Genomic DNA, 17,492 nt, shown 5'->3' with positions numbered 1-17,492 from the left:
GGAAATACTGCCCCGCGCCGCCGCGCCCGCCATGCCGAACACGGCCCGCAGCACAGGCTTTTCGCTGAACAGCAGGGTGGTCATTCCCTTGCAGGAAAGCACCTGCGGCACTTCCAGCGTGCGGCGGCAGATGCGGCCCACCTCCCCGGCCAGCGCGGCCAGCTCCTGCGCCGAGAAGCGGGTGCGTGGCAGTGTGACCGCCGCATGGGTGCGGCCCAGATCATCCAGCGTGACGGCACACTCCTGCGGCGGAGTGCCAAGCTGTGCAAAAAAGTCCGCCACCCGGCCGGATTTATAGGGTTCCGGGTCGCCCGGACGGCCCAGCTGTTCTCCCAACACGCCCAGCGCTTCGGCCACGGCGCTGTACTGCTCGGTCAGGGCAGTGCGCATGGCTTCGGCATGAAGGCGGGCCTCCTTGCGGCTGCGGTACAGCGCAAAGGAGCGGTTTGCCGCTGCGCACAGTGCTGCCGGGTGGATGCACCGGGATAATTGTCCGGGCAATTGAGCCGTTTCCAGCCCGCCGCTGCTTTCCAGCAGAGGGCGCAGTGCTTCCATGCCCTCCAGCGTGGCGGCATACTCCTGCTTCCAGCAGGTATCCCGCCGCCCGCAGTTAAAACAAAGGGTATCATGTGTGTTGTCAATTACCCAATGGAAATCCTCACACCGGTGCGGCAGCGTTTCGTAGACATCGTTCACGGTCTCTGCCAGCGATGCAAGGCTCTGGGACACCTGTTCCAGCCGGGTGGCCGCTGCACTGTACTGCTGCGGCTGGGCCTGCCCTGCCTGCGGCTTTTCTTCCGGCTCCGGCACAAGCCATGCTGCGGGCATGGCCGCTACGGCCGTGATGCCGATGCAGACGTTCAGCAGATATTGGAACGCGCTCCCGGGCGGCTGCACACAGAGTGCACCGGTCACGCAGCCGCCCGCGTAGGCGGCTACCGTTTCCATGCGCCGTCCGGGTGCCAGCACCGCCGCTGCCACCGTGGCACAGGCAAGGCCGGATGCCGCAAAGCTGAGGGCCGGGTCTGCCGCGCACAGCGCAGCGCCCAGCACCGCGCAGGCCGCAAGCGCGGCTTTGGCCTGCCCTTTGCTGCATAAATACAGTTCCAGCGCCGCGCAGACGATCACGCCCGGCAGCAGCTGCCACAGCTGCACACTGCCCAGCGCCGCCGCTGCCGCCGCACCCACCAGAAGCATCCCGGCACCCGGCTTTTCGGGCGCAAACTGCCGCAGACAAAAGCCCATGGCTGCGGCCAGCAGGGCATCTGCTGCACTGTAAAGCACCAGCTCTGCCCCGCCGCCGCCAAAGGCAAAGCACAGCGCCACGCCCACCAGCGTGCCGCAGCCCGCCAGTGCCGCCGGGGTCAGTGTTCTGGCACCCATCCACCGCGCTGCCACTGCAGCACCCAGTGCGCACAGCATACAGACACTGCGCAGCGAGAGTGCCCCAAACCCGTGCAGCAGCACACCCAGCGCCGCACCCGCCGCACAGGGGGCAAAGCAGTCCTCTGCAAAGCCCAGCACAAAGCCCAGACCAAAAGGCATCAGTGCACCGTACACAACGGCCCAGCCGCCCGCAAATCCCACTGCCACAGCCGCCAGCCTGCGTGCTGCCGGGCGCAGCTCTGCCCGCCGTGCCAGTGCTGCCCGCTGTCTGTTCTGCCGCCCGACCGCTGCCAGACCCATCCGCTCTGTCATAAAAACTCCCCGCTTTCCGGCGGGGCGTTGTGGTTCTGTTCCCCGCGCTTTCTGCATATACTGTAGCGCGGGCGCGCGGCGATTTTTGGCGCGGTGCAGTGTTCTGCCGCAAACCGGCCCAAAGACGCAAAAAAGCCCTGCAGCGTTCAAAAATGCTGCAGGGCTTTGTGGTTTTATGGCAAAAATCAGCCGTTCAGCTTTTCAATTGCCGCTTTTACGCGGGCAAGGGTGGTTTCGCGGCCCATCATGCAGGCAAGGTCGGTGCCGCCGCCGGGGGTGCGCTGCTTGCCAGAAAGGGCAATGCCCAGCGGGTACAGCAGCCAGCCGTTCTTCTTGCCTAGCTCCTCAGCCTTAGCCTTGCAGGCATCAAAGACGGCATCGCGATTGCCAAAATCCAGTGCTTCGTCGCTGAGCACAGGCAGCAGGGCTTCCAGTGCCTCCTTGGCGGTCTCCGGGGTGGTCTTCTGCTTCTTGTTGGCGTACATGCTCACATCGTACTCGGGCATCGCATCAAAGAAATCCAGCTGCTCCGGGATCTCGCCCAGCACTTCGCAGCGGGGCTGCAGGTTTGCGCACAGCAGCTTTTTGTCGATGGCGCTGTGCACGGCGCTGTCGATCCACGGCTCGGCCTTTTTCTGGAATTCCTCGGGGCTGAGGCGGCGGATATATTCCGCGTTGATGGCCCGCAGCTTGAGGGGATCGAAGATGGCCGGAGACTTGGAGATGCCGTCCGGAGACCAGATCTTGACCAGCTCCGGCAGGGAGAAGATCTCCTGCTCGGCATACTCGCCCTTGGGGCTCCAGCCCAGCAGGCAGATGTAGTTCAGCACGGCCTCGGTCAGGTAGCCCTTTGCCACCAGATCCTGATAGCTGGCATCGCCGTTGCGCTTGGAAAGCTTATTCTGTGCATCCTTCATGACCGGCGGGCAGTGGATGTAGGTGGGGATCTCCCAGCCGAACGCCTGATACAGCAGGTTGTACTTAGGGGTAGAGGACAGATACTCGCTGCCGCGGATCACGTGGGTGATGCCCATGAGGTGATCGTCCACCACATTTGCAAAGTTGTAGGTGGGCATGCCGTCGGTCTTGATGAGGATCTGGTCGTCCATCTCGCTGTTGTTCACCTCGATGTGGCCGTACACCACATCGTCAAAGCCGGTCACGCCCTCGCGGGGGATCTTCTGGCGGATAACATAGGGTTCCCCGGCAGCAAGACGCTTTTCCACTTCGTCCTTGGGCAGGTCGCGGCAGCATCCGTCGTAGTGGGTCATCTCACCGTTGGCGCGCTGCTCGGCGTGCAGGGCTTCCAGACGCTCCTCGGTGCAGAAGCAATAGTATGCCTTGCCCTCGGCCACCAGCTGCTCGGCATACTGCTTGAACATGCCCATGCGCTCGCTCTGCACATAGGGGCCCACGGGGCCGCCGATGTCCGGGCCTTCGTCCCACAGCAGACCGGTCTCCCGCAGGGTGTTGTAGATGACATCCACAGCGCCCTCGACATAGCGGCCCTGATCGGTATCCTCGATGCGCAGGATGAAGGTGCCATCCTCGTGCTTTGCCATCAGGTAGGTGTACAGGGCAGTGCGCAGGTTGCCAACGTGCATATAACCCGTGGGCGACGGCGCAAAACGGGTGCGGACTTTATTGCTCGGCATAGAAAAACGCTCCTTTATTCTCATGCAAAAAATTTGCGGATAGCTATGTTTTATTGTACTGATTCTGCGCAGTTTTGTCAATGCAGGATAACATCATGCATTCACAGCTTTGCTTTTTTTGTTCGCAATATGCTATACTTGATTCAACAAATCGAAACTTGTCGGGGCGAGGCCCCTCCATCTTGCTACGCAAGACCGTTCTGTCACTTAAAAGCCCCACTGGGGCTTTCATTGTTCCGCTTCGCTCCACAAACGCGAATTTATATATAAAGGAGAATATTGATGAAACTATTTTTATGTTCGCACTTTTCAAGTGTAGGAAGTCTGATAAAGGAAGAAATTGAAAATAAAAAAGTCGCATTTATTCCAACAGCTTCGCTGCGTGAAGGCTACACCGGTTATGTCGGCTCGGCTCGAAAATTATTCAAAAAGTTGGGAGCAATCGTAACTGAAATTGATATTTCAACGGAGGCTTATTCAACGATACAGTCTGTTTTTGAAGATGCGGATGTGATATATTTTACCGGCGGAAATTCTTTTTTCCTTATAGACCAGCTCCGTAAAACGGGAACGGATGAGCTGTTGAAGAAAGAATTGGCAAAGGGAAAACTGATGATTGGTGAATCGGCAGGTGCGATTATATGCGCTCCAAGCATCCAATATATCGAGCAAATGGATGAAAAGCCGGAGGACTACTCACAAGAAGATGATGCAGGGCTTGATTTGATTGATTTCTATGTTCTTCCGCATTATCTTACAGCACCATTTAAGAAAGTTACCGAGAAAATAATGACTGAGTTTTCGGATTTGAATCTATGCCCAATTAACAACCGTCAGGGAATTGTAATTGATGGTGAAGGTTCAAAGGTTATTTGCAAAGACTAATTTGAAAGTTCGCGTTTGCGCAGCGAAGCGGAGCAATGAAAGCCCCAGTGGGGCTTTTAAGCGACTGAACGGTCTTGCGTTAGCAAGATGGAGGGGCCTCGCCCCGACAAGTTCCAGTTTGCCGTACAGCGCCAAACAGCGGAAAAGCCCCTGCATTCCAAAACGGATGCAGGGGCTTTTTTTGTTTACTTCAAGATGATCTCGCCGTTTTCACCGGCATCCACCACAAGGGTGCCGCCGGAAGCCAGCGTGCCGTCGATCAGGCGCTCGGCGGCGGGGTCTTCCACGGCTTTGCGAATGACGCGGCGCAAATCGCGCGCACCAAACTTGCCGCCCTGACTCTTTTGCACCAGTGCCTTGAGCGCTGCCGGGGTGTAGCTGTAGGCGATACCCTTGGCCTCCATGCCGGGCTTGTACTCGTCCAGCATCAGGGCCGCGATACCCTCCAGCGTCTGCTGGCTCAGCGGCTTGAAGGCGATCACTTCATCCACGCGGCCAAGGAACTCCGGCCGCAGGAACTGGGCCAGCGCTTTGCGGGTCTTTTCCTCGCTGAGCTGTTCCTCGCTCTTATTGAAGCCAAGCCCACCGGTACTCTGGTCGCTGCTGCCGGCGTTGGAGGTCATGCAGATGACCGTGTTGGAGAAGTCCACCGTGCGGCCCTGCGCATCGTTGATCTTGCCCTCGTCCAGAATCTGCAGCAGAATGTTCATGACATCCGGGTGCGCCTTTTCGATCTCATCGAACAGCACCACGCTGTAGGGGCGGCGGCGCACCTTTTCGGTGAGCTGGCCGGCCTCCTCGTAGCCCACATAGCCCGGAGGCGAACCGATCATGCGGGACACCGCGTATTTTTCCATATATTCGCTCATGTCCAGACGAATGAGCGGGTCCGGGCCGTCGAACAGCTGATTTGCCAGCTGCTTGACCAGCTCGGTCTTGCCCACGCCGGTGGGGCCCACAAAGATGAAGCTTGCGGGACGGCGGCGGCCGGAAAGGTCGGCGCGGCTGCGCTTGATGGCCTGCGCCACCAGATGCACGGCCTCGTCCTGCCCGATGATCTTCTTTTTCAGCTCGCCCTCAAGGTTTGCCAGCTTTGCGAACTCGGTCTCCCGAATTTTGACCGCCGGAATGCCGGTCCACAGCTCGATGACCTTGGCCACATCGTCCATGGTCACCTGGATCTCGCTGGCAGCAGCCTGCTTTGCGGGCAGGTCGGCTTCGAGCTTTGCAATGCGGGTCTTGCGCTCGGCCACACGCTCGTAGTCGATTGGCTCGTTCACATCCGCATTCTCCATCTCGGCTTCTTCCTGCTTGAGGGCATCCAGCTCCTTCTGCATCCCAAGATACTCGGAAATGACCGGGTGGGCCAGATTGCAGCAGGCACAGGCTTCGTCCAGCAGGTCGATGGCCTTATCGGGCAGGAAGCGGTCAGTGATATACCGTTCGCTCAGGGTGACGGTGGCCGAAAGCACATCGGCAGGCACCTGCACATGATGGTGCTGCTCGTAGTAGTGCTTGATGCCGTTCATCACAGCAAGGGTATCGGCCACGCTGGGTTCTTCCACCCGCACGGGCTGGAAACGGCGTTCCAGCGCCTGATCCTTCTCGATATACTTGCGGTACTCGTTGAAGGTGGTGGCACCGATGACCTGAATTTCACCACGGGAGAGGGCGGGCTTCAGGATATTGCCCGCGTTCATGGCACCCTCGCTCTCACCGGCAGAGGTGATGGTGTGGATCTCGTCGATGAACAGGATCACATTGCCTGCGGCCTTCACTTCGTTCAGCAGGCCCTTGACCCGCTGCTCGAACTGGCCGCGGAACTGGGTGCCTGCCACAAGGCTGGTGAGGTCCAGCAAATAGATCTCCTTATCCTTCAGGCCGATGGGCACATTCCCCTTGGCAATGCGCTCCGCAATGCCCTCGGCAATGGCGGTCTTGCCCACGCCGGCTTCGCCGATGAGGCAGGGGTTGTTCTTCTGGCGGCGGCTCAAAATCTGGATGGTGCGGTAAATTTCGCGGTCGCGGCCAATGATATCGTCCAGTTTGCCTTCCCGGGCCTTGCGGGTCAGATTCTCGCAATAGGTATCCAGAAATTTGCGCTTAGGCGGCTTTTTGCCGTTTTTGCGGTCGGCCTTTTTGTCGCCATCTTTCTTCTCGCTGCTGGTAAAGCCCAGCGGGAAGGTGGCATTGCTGCCGGGGATCAGATCTTCGTCCATGCTGTCCGGGTCAGCATCCTCGCCGCCGTTCGCCATGTTCATCATCATGGAGAGCGGGTTTGCATCGCCCATCTCCTCCATCATGCTTTCCATGCGGTTCTCCATGTTATCAAGATCCTGATCCGACATGCCGAACTGCTTCATCAGATCGTCCACCGGCTTGATGTGCAGCTCACGGGCGCAGTGCAGGCAGTAGCCCTCCTGCTTCATCTGACCATTGTCCATCCGCTGGATGAAGATGATCGCCGGACGTTTCTGGCATCGAATACAGACCATAGTTCCTCCTTTATGCAAAACCCTTTACAGGAAAGGGTTGAAGAGATTGAAGATTTTGTAGTAAAGACTGCTGCTCATCACCGTATCGTTGAGCACATTCAGGTTGCCGCCTGTGATGACGATGATGCCCCACAGGATGCACAGCACCAAATAGATATCCAGCAGCGCTGTGGCACCGCCCACAAGCCAGCCAAGGCCGCGGTTTACCGTGCCAATGACCGGCAGCTTGTTCACAAGGCCCAGCACCGTGACCAGCATACTGACCAGCAGGCGCAAAAGCGCGTAGAACAAGAAGAACAGCACCAGCGTGATCACCGGTGTGAGCAGCGGCTGCAGCACGTTTTCCACAATGGAATCGGCCAGCACCACCGCGTTATCGGCCAGCACAGCGCCAATGGAGCGCTCGCAGGCTGCCACGATGGAAGCGCGGAAAGAAGCAGGCAGGAAGCCCGCATACTTTTCCGCAATGCCGGAAAGGTCTACCGCACCGCCCGCAGCAATGTTTGCTGCGATCTGGGTGCGGAAGCCGCCTGCCAGCATGTGCTCGAACACCCAGCCGGCGCAGGCAGCGGAAAGCTCCTTGGCCCCCAGCAGACTGAACAGGTTGCCCACCAGCTGCACAATGGACGAAAGAAAGCCCTTGCGCGCATAGCGCACCACCAGAATGATCCATGCTGCCGTGCATATGATATCAAAAAGAAATGACGGATTCTTGAACATACCTTGTTTTCCCTGTTATTTTTATCACTTTCCCCGCAAGAGTGCTATTTACGCATGATCTTCTCACCCAAAAATCACTGTCCGCTGGAAGCTGTCTGCTCCGGCGGTGTGACCACCTGCACCGTGTTGCCGCTGAGCACCATGATCTGCTTGCCCTCGATCAGTGCCCGGGGCCGGGCCGAAAGCGGCTGGCTCCACTGGAACTCGCCCACACCGTTGAAGCGCTCCACTGTGCTGTCGGTGAGCAGGTAGAAGCCGTCGTTCTTTGCCCGGATGATCTGGCTGGCCGAGAGCACGCTGCCGCTGTAACCCACGGTCAGCTCCCCGTCCAGCAGCACCGCCGTGCTGGTCTGGCCATTGCTCAGCAGCAAGGCCGCACCGTTACCGGTGTTGGACACGCTGACGAGGGTGCCGCCGTCAAAATCGTAGCTGGCGCGTTCGCCTGCGCTGCCGCCGCTCGTGTTGTACAGCACGGCGCGGTTCTCATAAAGCACCAGCAAAAAGCCGTTGGACATCCAGCCCATCCACTGGGGCACACTGTTCTCGGAGCCAAGGCATACCGGGTCGCCCTGCGAGAGGGGCAGTACATAAAGGTTCGTGGTCAGCTGGCCGCCCACCGCCGATACAGCGGCCACGGCAAGGCGGCGGCTGTCCGGCGCAAAGGCCATGCGCAGCGGGGTGCCCTGCTCACTGGTCAGGTTCCACACCAGCTGCTGCTGCATACTGGAATTGTAAACGGTCAGCTTTGCCACGCTGTCGGTGCTGTCGGTCACAACAGCCACCTGTCCGGCATCTGCCACGGCACACAGCGAGATGGTGCTGTCCATGGTTTTGGTATAAAGGTTCTGGGTGCGGCTTTCCACCCGCAGCTCATTGCCGGAGCGGTTGTACAGCACAAAGCGGGTCTTGCCTGCAGCAATGGCCGGGCGGGCATAGCCGCTCTGGATGCTGTTCAGGCGGGTGCCGCCAAGACTGTATACCACGCAGCTGTCGCCGCCCATCTCCACAAAGCTGCCAGACATCTGCGCCACCGCATCCGGGTCGGTGATGCCGGTCTGCTGCGGCCAGCCTGCGGCTGGTGCCAGCGCGATGACGGCAGTATCCACAAGGTCTTTTGCGCGCGCAATGGAAGACCCCACTGCGCCGGTGGCAAACAGGACAAGGATGGTCAGCACCGCTACGATGACGACGGTGCGGCGGATGCGCCGTGTGCGCACCCGGGCCCGGGCGGCTTCCAGATATTCGACGCGTCCGGCAGAAAGCGTCTCCCCTTCGGCGGAATGTCCGCCGCGGCGAATTTTGCTCATGAATGGTTCTCCTTACAGATCATACTCCACACACTTCAAAAACAGGCCCTTGGCGGGCAGGGTCGGCCCGGCGCGGCTGCGGTCACGGCTTTCCAGAATGGCGGGAATTTCCATCGGGTCCAGCCGGCCTGCGCCCGCTTCGCACAAAGTGCCCGCCAGAATGCGCACCATGTTGTACAGGTAGCCGTCGGCGGTCACTTCAATGTCGATCTCGTCCCCCTTGCGGGTAACATGACAGTCCGTGATAGTGCGCACGGTATCGCCATGGGCTGCAGCGGAAGAGCCCGCCGCGCACAGGGCCAGAAAATCGTGCCTGCCCACGAACTGCTGCGCCGCCGCCTGCATTCTGGCTTCGTCCAGATGCCGGGGCACCCGGGTGTAATAAGCCGCGTCAAAAGGCGAGTCGATGGGGTGGTTGTGGATGCGGTAGAGGTAGGTTTTGGTATGGGCCGCGTACCGGGCGTGGAAGTCTTCCGGCACCACCTGCGCGTCCAGCACCCGGATGTCCGGCGGCAGATGCTGGTTGAGCGCCAGCGGGAGCTTTGCCGCCGGGATGCGGGTATCGGCGTGGAAGTTAAGCTTGAAGCCCAGCGCGTGCACCCCTGCATCGGTGCGGCTGCAGCCCTTGATATCGGGGCGGCTGCCCAGCACGGCCTGCAGCGCATCCTGAAAGGTTTGGGCCACGCTGCGGCCATTAGGCTGCACCTGAAAGCCGCAGTAGTTCGTGCCGTCGTAGGCAAGGGTAAGTAAAAAGTTCATAGTTTAAAACCCTCTCAGGCAATGCCTTCCGGCATTGCCAGCTCCCCCAAAGGGGGGAGCTTTTGTTCTGCGGACGATAAAGTTTGTTCTTTTCAACAGAAGTACATTTTCCCCTTTATAGCGCATAAAGCTCCCCCTTCGGGGGAGCTGGCGCGTAAGCGCCTGAGAGGGTCCCTCTTTAAAAATTCGGGAACACCAGCCGGGAGGCAAGGATCACCGCAAAGCAGGCGATGCACACGGCAAGGTCGATATAATCCTGCTTTTCGCAGCGCAGCACCTTCAGGCGGGTGCGGCCGTCGCCGCCCCGGTAGCAGCGGCATTCCATGGCCATGGCCAGCTCGTCCGCGCGGCGGAAGGCCGAAATGAACAGCGGGATGAGCACCGGCACCAAGGCTTTTACCCGGTCGGTCATCTTGCCGGTGTCCAGCTGGGCACCACGGGCTTTCTGGGCGTTCATAATTTTGTCCGTCTCCTCAATGAGGGTGGGGATGAAGCGCAGGGCAATGCTCATCATCATCGCCAGCTCGTGCACCGGGAAGTGCAGTTTGCCCAAGGGCTTGAGCAGCTGCTCGATGGCATCTGTCAGCACGATGGGGCTGGTGGTGTAGGTGAGCAGGCTGGTGCCCGCGATGAGCGCCATGACGCGCACTGCCATCAGCACAGCATAGCGCACACCCTCGGCATAAATGGTCAAAAACCAGATGTGCACCAGCGGTTCGCCCTCGCCTGACACAAAGAACAGGTTCAGCACCGCTGTGAAGATCACGATGGGCAGGATGGGCTTTAAGCTCTTGAGGATCATTTTGCCGGGAATTTTTGCCACCTTGTACATTGCTGCAAGGAACAGAATGGAAAGGGCAAGGCCCAGCGGATTGGAAGCTGCAAACAGCAGCACGATATAGACGATGGTCAGCACCAGTTTCAGGCGCGGGTCGAACCGGTGCACCAGACTGTTGCCCGGGAAGTGCTGGCCAATGGTGATATCTCTCAGCATCCGGCAGCGCCTCCTTCCTTCTTTGCTTCCCGCGGGAGCACAAGGCTCTCGCCTGCCTCCCGGCGGCGCTTGGCTTCCAGGATCATCTTGACCGCATAGGGGATGGTGTACACATCAGCGGGCACATCCACGCCCATCTCCCGCAGCTTGAGGAAGATCTTCGTCACCTGCGGCACGGAAAGCCCCAGCTCCAGCAGCTCCGGAGCGCGGGCAAAGACTTTTTCCACGGTGTCGTACATGGCAATTTTCTTGTTGCTCATCACCAGAACGCGGTTGGCGTACTTGGCAATGTCCTCCATGCTGTGGGACACCAGCAGCACAGTGGTGCCGGTCTTTTTGTGGTACTCCTTCACCTCGCTGAGGATGTCGTCCCGTCCCTCCGGGTCAAGGCCCGCAGCAGGCTCGTCCAGCACAAGAATGCGGGGCCTCATGGCCATAACGCCCGCCACGGCCACCCGGCGCTTCTGGCCGCCGGAAAGCTCAAAGGGACTGCGCTCCAGCAGGGCCGGGTCAAGGCCCACGAAATCGGCGGCTTCATGCACGCGGCGGTCGATCTCGGCTTCGTCCAGACCCATGTTCTTGGGGCCGAACGCGATATCTTTATAACAGGTCTCCTCGAACAGCTGGTACTCCGGGTACTGGAACACCAGACCGGTGAGGAAGCGGAAGTCCCGGATCTTCTCCGGGTCTTCCCACAGGTCGCGGCCATCGATATAAATTTTGCCGCTGGTAGGCTTGTTCAGGCCGTTCATGTGGGTAATGAGGGTGCTCTTGCCGGAGCCGGTGGCCCCGATGATGCCCACAAAGTCGCCCTCTTCCACTGTAAAGCTCACATCGTCCAGCGCAGTGACCGCATTGGGCATGCCGGGGTTGTAGACGTAGCTCAGATGTTCTACTTTGATGATATCTGCCATTTGCGTCTGCCCCCCTTACTGCAAAAGCTCGTACAGAGCCTGTGCGCATTCGCCGGTGTCGATGATGCCCTCCGGCATCGGGATGCCGGCCTTCACCAGCTCGTCCCGCAGCTCTGCAGCCTGCGGCACATCCAGATGCAGGGAGCGCACCTTCTCGGTCTGGCTGAACACCTCTTTGGGGGTGCCCTCCATCACCACATGGCCCTTGCTCATCACCAGCACACGGTCTGCCTGCGCAGCTTCCTCCATGTAGTGGGTGATGGACACCACGGTGATGCCCATATTCCTGTTCAGGTAGTGGATGGTCTGCATCACCTGCTCACGGCCCCGGGGGTCCAGCATGGCGGTGGCTTCGTCTAATATCAGGCAGTCCGGCCGCATGGCAACAACGCCTGCAATGGCAACGCGCTGCTTCTGGCCGCCGGAAAGGTTGTGGGGTGCGCGCTCGCGGTACTCATAGATGCCGGCCATCTTCATGGAGTCGTCCACGCGGCGGCGCATCTCCTCCGGCGGCACACCGAGGTTTTCCAGTGCAAAGGCAACGTCTTCCTCCACCACGGTGGCAACGATCTGATTGTCCGGGTTCTGGAACACCATGCCCACGGTCTGGCGGATATCATAGAGCTTGTCGTCGTCTGCGGTGTCCATGTCCTCCACGTAGACCTTGCCGCTCTCCGGCAGCAGGATAGCGTTGAAGTGCTTTGCCAGCGTGGACTTGCCGCAGCCGTTGGCACCCAGCACGGCCACGAATTCGCCGCGCTTTACTTCCGTTGAGACACCGTCCAGTGCGTAAACCGGCTGGTCGCTGTCGTAGCGGAATTTCAGATTTTGTGCTGTTAAAATCGTCTCTTCCATTTGTGTTTCTCTTTCTGGTGGTGCGCCCCTCTGAAAGGGGCTGTACCCCAAATCTCAGATTATTTTATAAACTCCCCCAGCCACCTGCGGCGGCAGCCCCCTCAAAGAGGGAGCCTTTTGGTTTTCTGCCGTCAGAAAGCCTCCCTCCCTGAGGGAGGTGGTATCGCGAAGCGATGACGGAAGGAGTATTTACTCTTCCCAGATGGCGGTTGCGCCGCAGGGCACCACGCCGCCGGTGGCAGAGACCGGCAGGCCGATCTCGTCGCAGCTGGTCTCGCCGCCAAAGCGGGGCACCAGCGTGGTCTTGAGCATATATTCCATGACCGCCGGGGACAGGCCTGTAGTGTAGCTGTTCACTGCAAAAAACAGCGGCGTATCGCTCAGCACCTCTTCGCACTGGCTGATGAGGTCGTAGATGCAGTCCTCCAGCTTCCAGATCTCACCGCCGGGGCCGCGCCCGTAGCTGGGCGGATCCATGATGATGCCGTCGTAGGTGTTGCCGCGGCGCTTTTCGCGGGCAACGAACTTGGCACAGTCGTCCACCAGCCAGCGGATGGGCCGGTCGGCAAGGCCGCTTGCCGCAGCATTGTCCTTACCCCACGCCACGATGCCCTTGGAGGCATCCACATGGCAGACGGTGGCACCTGCCGCCGCACAGGCCAGCGTGGCACCGCCGGTGTAGCCGAACAGGTTCAGCACCTTTACCGGGCGGCCTGCGGCACGGATCTTTTTGGCGTACCATGCCCAGTTGACGGCCTGCTCCGGGAACACGCCGGTGTGCTTGAAGCCGGTGGGGCTGACGATGAGGGTGAGCTTATCCTCGCCCTCGCCGCAGCTGATCTTCCACTTTTCGGGCAGACGGCGCTTGTACTCCCACTCGCCGCCGCCCTGATTGGAGCGGTGATAAACAGCATCTGCCTTTGCCCACAGCGGGCTTTGCTTGGGCGTTTTCCACACCACCTGCGGGTCCGGGCGGATGAGGATGGTCTCACCCCAGCGCTCCAGACGGTTGCCATCGGTGGCATCCAGCAGTTCATAGTCTTTCCAGGTATCTGCAGGGCGCATAGCGTCCTCCCTTCTCTTTTATCCGTTTCTTACTGGCCCAGAATGCGCTTGTTGATCTTATCCACGATGCGGTCGGCGCAGCGGTGGATGGCGTCCAGATCCTGGCCCTCCACCATCACGCGGATCTTCGGCTCGGTGCCGGACACCCGCACCAGCACGCGGCCCATGCCCATGAGCTTCTGCTGCTCGTTCTCAATGAAACCGGCCAGAACTTCGTCCTCTTTGTAAGCTTTTTTCTGGACGGCGTTGGCGGTCACATTCACCAGCACCTGCGGGTACTGGGCGTAGATGCCGTTCAGCTCGCTCATCTTCTTGCCGCTCTCAGCCAGCAGCTTGAGCAGCTTGCCGGCGGTTAGCTCACCGTCGCCGGTGGTGGCATGGTGCAGCAGGATGACATGGCCGCTCTGCTCGCCGCCGATGGCAAAGCCGTTCTCGCGCATGTTTTCCAGCACGTAGCGGTCGCCCACGGCGGTCTTTTCGGTGTTGATGCCCTGACTCTCCATATATTTGATGAAGCCCAGATTGGACATGACCGTAACCACGGCGGTGTCGCCGTCCAGACGGCCTTTTTCCTTCATGGTCATCGCCAGCAGGGCAATGATCTTGTCGCCGTCCATCTCCTGACCCTTTTCGTCGCAGCCAAGGCAGCGGTCGGCATCGCCGTCAAAGGCAATGCCGCAGTCAAAACCGCCTTCCACCACAGCCTTTTCCAGATTTTCCAGATGGGTACTGCCCACACCCTTGTTGATGTTCTGGCCGTCAGGCTCAATGCCGATAAAGGTGCACTTTGCGCCCAGACGGGGGAACAGCTTCTGCGCCACGGCAGCCGAAGCGCCGTTTGCACAGTCGATGCAGATGTTCAGGCCGGTCAGGTCGCCGTGGATGGACTCATACAGGTGATCCACATAGTCCTGCAGGCCGTCATCGCGGCGGTACACACGGCCCACCTCGGCACCGGTCTTCAGCTCAATGCCCGCGCAATCGTTGTCGATGTAGGCTTCGATCTGGTTCTCCACCTCGTCCGGCAGCTTATAGCCGGTACCGGCAAAGATCTTGATGCCGTTGAACTCCATCGGGTTGTGGGAGGCAGAGATCACGATGCCGGCATCGGCATTGTACTTGCCCACCAGATAGGCCACAGCGGGCGTGGGCAGAACGCCAAGGCTCTCCACATCCGCACCCACACTGCACAGACCGGCCGTCAGGGCTGCTTCCAGCATATCACCGGACTGGCGGGTGTCCTTGCCGATCAGGATGCGCGGACGGTGGCCGGTGCTGCCGGTCAGCACCGCAGCAGCGCCGCGGCCGATCTTCATTGCCAGCTCACAGGTCAGGTCTGCGCCTGCAACACCGCGCACACCATCGGTTCCAAAATATTTTCCCATAATAATACCCCACTTTCAAAAAGTGTTTTCTTTAAAACAAACTCTGCTGCCCGTTGTCCTCGGGCGCAGCGGCCTCCGGCGCTTTCAGGCCCAGATGTTCGTAGGCCAGCCGCGTTGCGCAGCGGCCCCGGGGCGTCCGGGTCAGAAAGCCCATCTGCATCAGATACGGCTCACACAGGTCTTCCAGCGTGACGGATTCCTCGCCGAGGGCCGCCGCCAGCGTTTCCAGACCCACCGGGCCGCCGTTGTACATTTCAATGATCGCACGCAGCATACTGCGGTCCAGTTCGTCCAGACCCAGTGCGTCCACGTCCATCCGCTTGAGGCCCATCAGGGCCACATCCCGGTCAATGATGCCGTCGCCCAGCACGGTGGCAAAGTCGCGGATGCGCTTCAAAAAGCGGTTTGCCACGCGGGGCGTGCCGCGGCTGCGCTTGGCCAGCTCGTAAGCGCCTTCCGGCGTGATGGGCTGGTCGAGGATGCCTGCCGAGCGCTGGATGATCTTGCTCAGTTCATCCGGGCTGTACAGCTCCAGCTTGAGCAGCACGCCAAAGCGGTCGCGCAGAGGGCCGGTGATCTGGCCTGCACGGGTGGTGGCACCCACCAGCGTGAACCGCGGCAGGTTGATGCGGATGCTCTGGGCGCTGGGGCCTTTGCCGATCATGATATCCAGCGCATAGTCTTCCAGCGCCGGATACAGCACCTCTTCCACCTGACGGGACAGGCGGTGGATCTCGTCGATGAACAGTACATCGCCCTCCTGCAGATTGGTGAGCAGGGCGGCAAGGTCGCCGGGCTTTTCAATGGCCGGGCCGCTGGTAATACGGATCTGTACGCCCATTTCGTTGGCAATGATGCCTGCCAGTGTGGTCTTGCCAAGGCCCGGCGGGCCGTAGAGCAGGATGTGGTCCATCGGTTCGCCGCGCCGCTTGGCAGCTTCCAAGTAAATTTTCAGGTTCTGCTTGACCTTTTCCTGCCCGATATAGTCTTCCAGATGCTGCGGGCGGAGGTTGTTTTCCTCGCTGTCCGCCGCCGTCATGCCGGGCTGCATCATTTTTGCGCCGTACAGCGCAGTTTCGTCCTGCATTCTTTACCTCCTGCCTGCCATGCTGCGCAAGGCCAGTTTGATGATCTCTTCCACGGGCAATGCCGCGTCGATCTTGGAAACGGCAAGCGCTGCTTCGCTCTGGCTGTACCCCAGCGACACCAGCGCCGCAATGGCCTGACTGCTGCCCTGAGAAGCCTGTGTGTCGGCAAAAGCGCCTGCCACATCCTCCAGCGAAATGCCATCCACAAAGCCCTTGGCGACCTTATCCTTCAGCTCCAGCACGATGCGCTGTGCAAGCTTCGGCCCCACGCCGGAAGCCGCCTTGAACGCCTTGTGGTCCCCCGCCGAGATCGCCAGTGCCACGCGGTCCGGCTCCATCACGCTCAGGATGGCAAGGCCCACCTTAGGCCCCACGCCGGACACGGCGGTCAGCATCTCAAAGCAGGCCTGCTGCTCCTCGGTGGCAAAGCCGTAAAGGCTCACGTCGTTCTCGGTGACGCTCATCACGGTATAAATGGTGGCTTCCTTGCCCACGCCGGGCAAGGCCCCGGCCACGCTGGCCGGGCACTGGGCATAGTAGCCTACACCGCCGCAGCTGAGCACCACCGCACTCATGCTTTTTTTGACGATTTTTCCTGTCAGACAGTAAATCATAGCGTGTTCTCTTTCCTAAACAAACCTGACTTTTATCAGCATCCTCGCCCTCTCCGTCATTGCTGCGCAATGCCACCTTGTTCCCCTTTTTGTCGCTCACGCGACATCTTCCCCCGACCGGGGGAAGTCTTTCAAAGTGAGAGGCTTTGGCAATCCACGCAAAGCCAATGGTTTTGCCAAGGGCTCCCCCTTTGGGGGAGCTGGCGAACAAAGTGAGCCTGAGAGGGCGAGCCTGTCAATCTTAAATCGGCCCGGCCACGCGGCGGACAAAGCGGTTGAGCTGGTTGCCGTTGGTGTGGCAGAAGGTGATGGCCATTGCCAGCGCATCGGCGGTATCGTCCGGCTTTGGCACGGCGGGCAGATGCAGCAGCACGCGGGTCATCTCCTGCACCTGCTTTTTCACGGCCTTGCCGTAACCGGTAACAGCCTGCTTTACCTGCATGGGGGTGTACTCGTAGATGGGCAGGCCTGCCTGCGCTGCCGCCAGCAGGATCACGCCGCGGGCTTCTGCCACGCCGATGACCGTGGTCTGATTGTGCTGGTAGAACAGCTTTTCGATGGCAAGCGCCTCGGGCCGGGTGCGCTCGATCACCTCTTTGATGCCTGCATACACCTCGTCCAGACGGCGCTCGAACGGCACGCCCGCGTCGGTGCACACCGCACCGAAATCCACCGGCGCAAACCGGTTGCCTGCGTAATCCACCACGCCCCAGCCCACGATGGCGTAGCCGGGGTCGATGCCCAAAACTCTCATGCTGCAAATACCTTCCGATACTATTCCTATTATAACTTTATTATTATATCACAACAAAACAGTGTGAGCAACAGAAAACCTTTCGCCTGCCGCCGCCAAATGTGCGCTGGCGCGTAAAAAGGGCAGTCAGCGCCCCTGCCTTTAAAAAAGTTTTACAATTTTTGAAAAAGCACTTGCTTTTTGGCAGAAGGTATGGTAATATAATCAAGCTGATTTCTGCAAAACAGAATATGGACGGTTAGCTCAGCTGGTAGAGCATCTGCTTGACGTGCAGGAGGTCACAGGTTCGAGTCCTGTACCGTCC

The 17,492-nt window shown here is 59.8% G+C and carries 15 protein-coding genes and 1 tRNA gene; 2 read left to right on the top strand and 14 right to left on the bottom strand.

Annotated elements, in window-relative coordinates; all coding sequences use genetic code 11:
* The coding region (locus QZL71_RS11750) for a stage II sporulation protein E (RefSeq protein WP_294648896.1) at nt 1-1,698 on the bottom strand (1,698 nt) is incomplete at its 3' end.
* A gap of 185 nt (nt 1,699-1,883) precedes the next feature.
* On the bottom strand, nt 1,884-3,353 hold the full coding sequence (gltX, locus tag QZL71_RS11745) for a glutamate--tRNA ligase (RefSeq protein WP_294648894.1): 1,470 nt from the start codon (nt 3,351-3,353) through the stop codon (nt 1,884-1,886).
* Between the two features lie 282 nt (nt 3,354-3,635).
* Here gltX and QZL71_RS11740 point away from each other — a divergent pair, with 282 nt between their 5' ends.
* Entirely contained in the window at nt 3,636-4,238 is a 603-nt protein-coding gene (locus QZL71_RS11740) for a Type 1 glutamine amidotransferase-like domain-containing protein (protein ID WP_015563755.1), read from the top strand.
* Nucleotides 4,239-4,423: 185 nt separating this feature from the next.
* On the opposite strand, the gene QZL71_RS11735 is transcribed toward QZL71_RS11740, so the two are convergent.
* From QZL71_RS11735 to ruvC, 12 genes are all read right to left on the bottom strand, one after another.
* Nucleotides 4,424-6,733: an ATP-dependent Clp protease ATP-binding subunit gene (locus QZL71_RS11735; RefSeq protein WP_294648892.1), complete on the bottom strand. Its 2,310-nt coding sequence runs from the start codon at nt 6,731-6,733 to the stop codon at nt 4,424-4,426.
* Nucleotides 6,734-6,757: 24 nt separating this feature from the next.
* Nucleotides 6,758-7,453: a hypothetical protein gene (locus QZL71_RS11730; RefSeq protein WP_097774251.1), complete on the bottom strand. Its 696-nt coding sequence runs from the start codon at nt 7,451-7,453 to the stop codon at nt 6,758-6,760.
* Between the two features lie 74 nt (nt 7,454-7,527).
* A complete protein-coding gene (locus QZL71_RS11725) occupies nt 7,528-8,760 on the bottom strand; it encodes a DUF5711 family protein (protein WP_294648890.1) in 1,233 nt (410 codons plus the stop codon).
* Between the two features lie 12 nt (nt 8,761-8,772).
* Nucleotides 8,773-9,519 carry a tRNA pseudouridine(38-40) synthase TruA gene (truA, locus tag QZL71_RS11720; RefSeq protein WP_294648889.1) on the bottom strand — a complete coding sequence of 249 codons (747 nt, stop codon included), beginning with the start codon at nt 9,517-9,519 and terminating at the stop codon, nt 8,773-8,775.
* A 178-nt stretch (nt 9,520-9,697) separates the two neighbouring features.
* Entirely contained in the window at nt 9,698-10,513 is an 816-nt protein-coding gene (locus QZL71_RS11715; protein ID WP_005943464.1) for an energy-coupling factor transporter transmembrane component T family protein, read from the bottom strand.
* Nucleotides 10,507-11,427 carry an energy-coupling factor transporter ATPase gene (locus tag QZL71_RS11710; RefSeq protein WP_294648888.1) on the bottom strand — a complete coding sequence of 307 codons (921 nt, stop codon included), beginning with the start codon at nt 11,425-11,427 and terminating at the stop codon, nt 10,507-10,509. Before QZL71_RS11710 ends, QZL71_RS11715 begins: the two co-directional genes overlap by 7 nt.
* 15 nt (nt 11,428-11,442) lie before the next feature.
* Nucleotides 11,443-12,282 carry an energy-coupling factor transporter ATPase gene (locus QZL71_RS11705; RefSeq protein ID WP_154256810.1) on the bottom strand — a complete coding sequence of 280 codons (840 nt, stop codon included), beginning with the start codon at nt 12,280-12,282 and terminating at the stop codon, nt 11,443-11,445.
* Nucleotides 12,283-12,471: 189 nt separating this feature from the next.
* Nucleotides 12,472-13,347, bottom strand: a complete 876-nt coding sequence (locus QZL71_RS11700; protein ID WP_097774246.1) for a class I SAM-dependent methyltransferase — start codon at nt 13,345-13,347, stop codon at nt 12,472-12,474.
* 29 nt (nt 13,348-13,376) lie between these two features.
* Nucleotides 13,377-14,732, bottom strand: a complete 1,356-nt coding sequence (gene glmM, locus QZL71_RS11695; protein WP_294648886.1) for a phosphoglucosamine mutase — start codon at nt 14,730-14,732, stop codon at nt 13,377-13,379.
* 31 nt (nt 14,733-14,763) lie between these two features.
* Nucleotides 14,764-15,819, bottom strand: coding sequence for a Holliday junction branch migration DNA helicase RuvB (ruvB, locus tag QZL71_RS11690; RefSeq protein ID WP_005943473.1), 1,056 nt, complete (start codon nt 15,817-15,819; stop codon nt 14,764-14,766).
* Between the two features lie 3 nt (nt 15,820-15,822).
* Entirely contained in the window at nt 15,823-16,434 is a 612-nt protein-coding gene (gene ruvA, locus QZL71_RS11685) for a Holliday junction branch migration protein RuvA (protein WP_294648884.1), read from the bottom strand.
* A 241-nt stretch (nt 16,435-16,675) separates the two neighbouring features.
* Nucleotides 16,676-17,188 carry a crossover junction endodeoxyribonuclease RuvC gene (gene ruvC / locus QZL71_RS11680; protein ID WP_097781212.1) on the bottom strand — a complete coding sequence of 171 codons (513 nt, stop codon included), beginning with the start codon at nt 17,186-17,188 and terminating at the stop codon, nt 16,676-16,678.
* Between the two features lie 232 nt (nt 17,189-17,420).
* Between ruvC and QZL71_RS11675 the strand changes: the two genes are divergently transcribed.
* Nucleotides 17,421-17,492 (top strand) — tRNA-Val (locus QZL71_RS11675).

Origin of the sequence: uncultured Faecalibacterium sp. (assembly GCF_900066275.1) — a bacterium.
In the GTDB taxonomy this organism is placed as follows: Bacteria; Bacillota; Clostridia; order Oscillospirales; family Ruminococcaceae; genus Faecalibacterium; species Faecalibacterium taiwanense.
The sequence above is the reverse complement of the archived record's forward strand: the minus strand, read 5'-3'. Positions and strand labels throughout refer to the sequence as shown.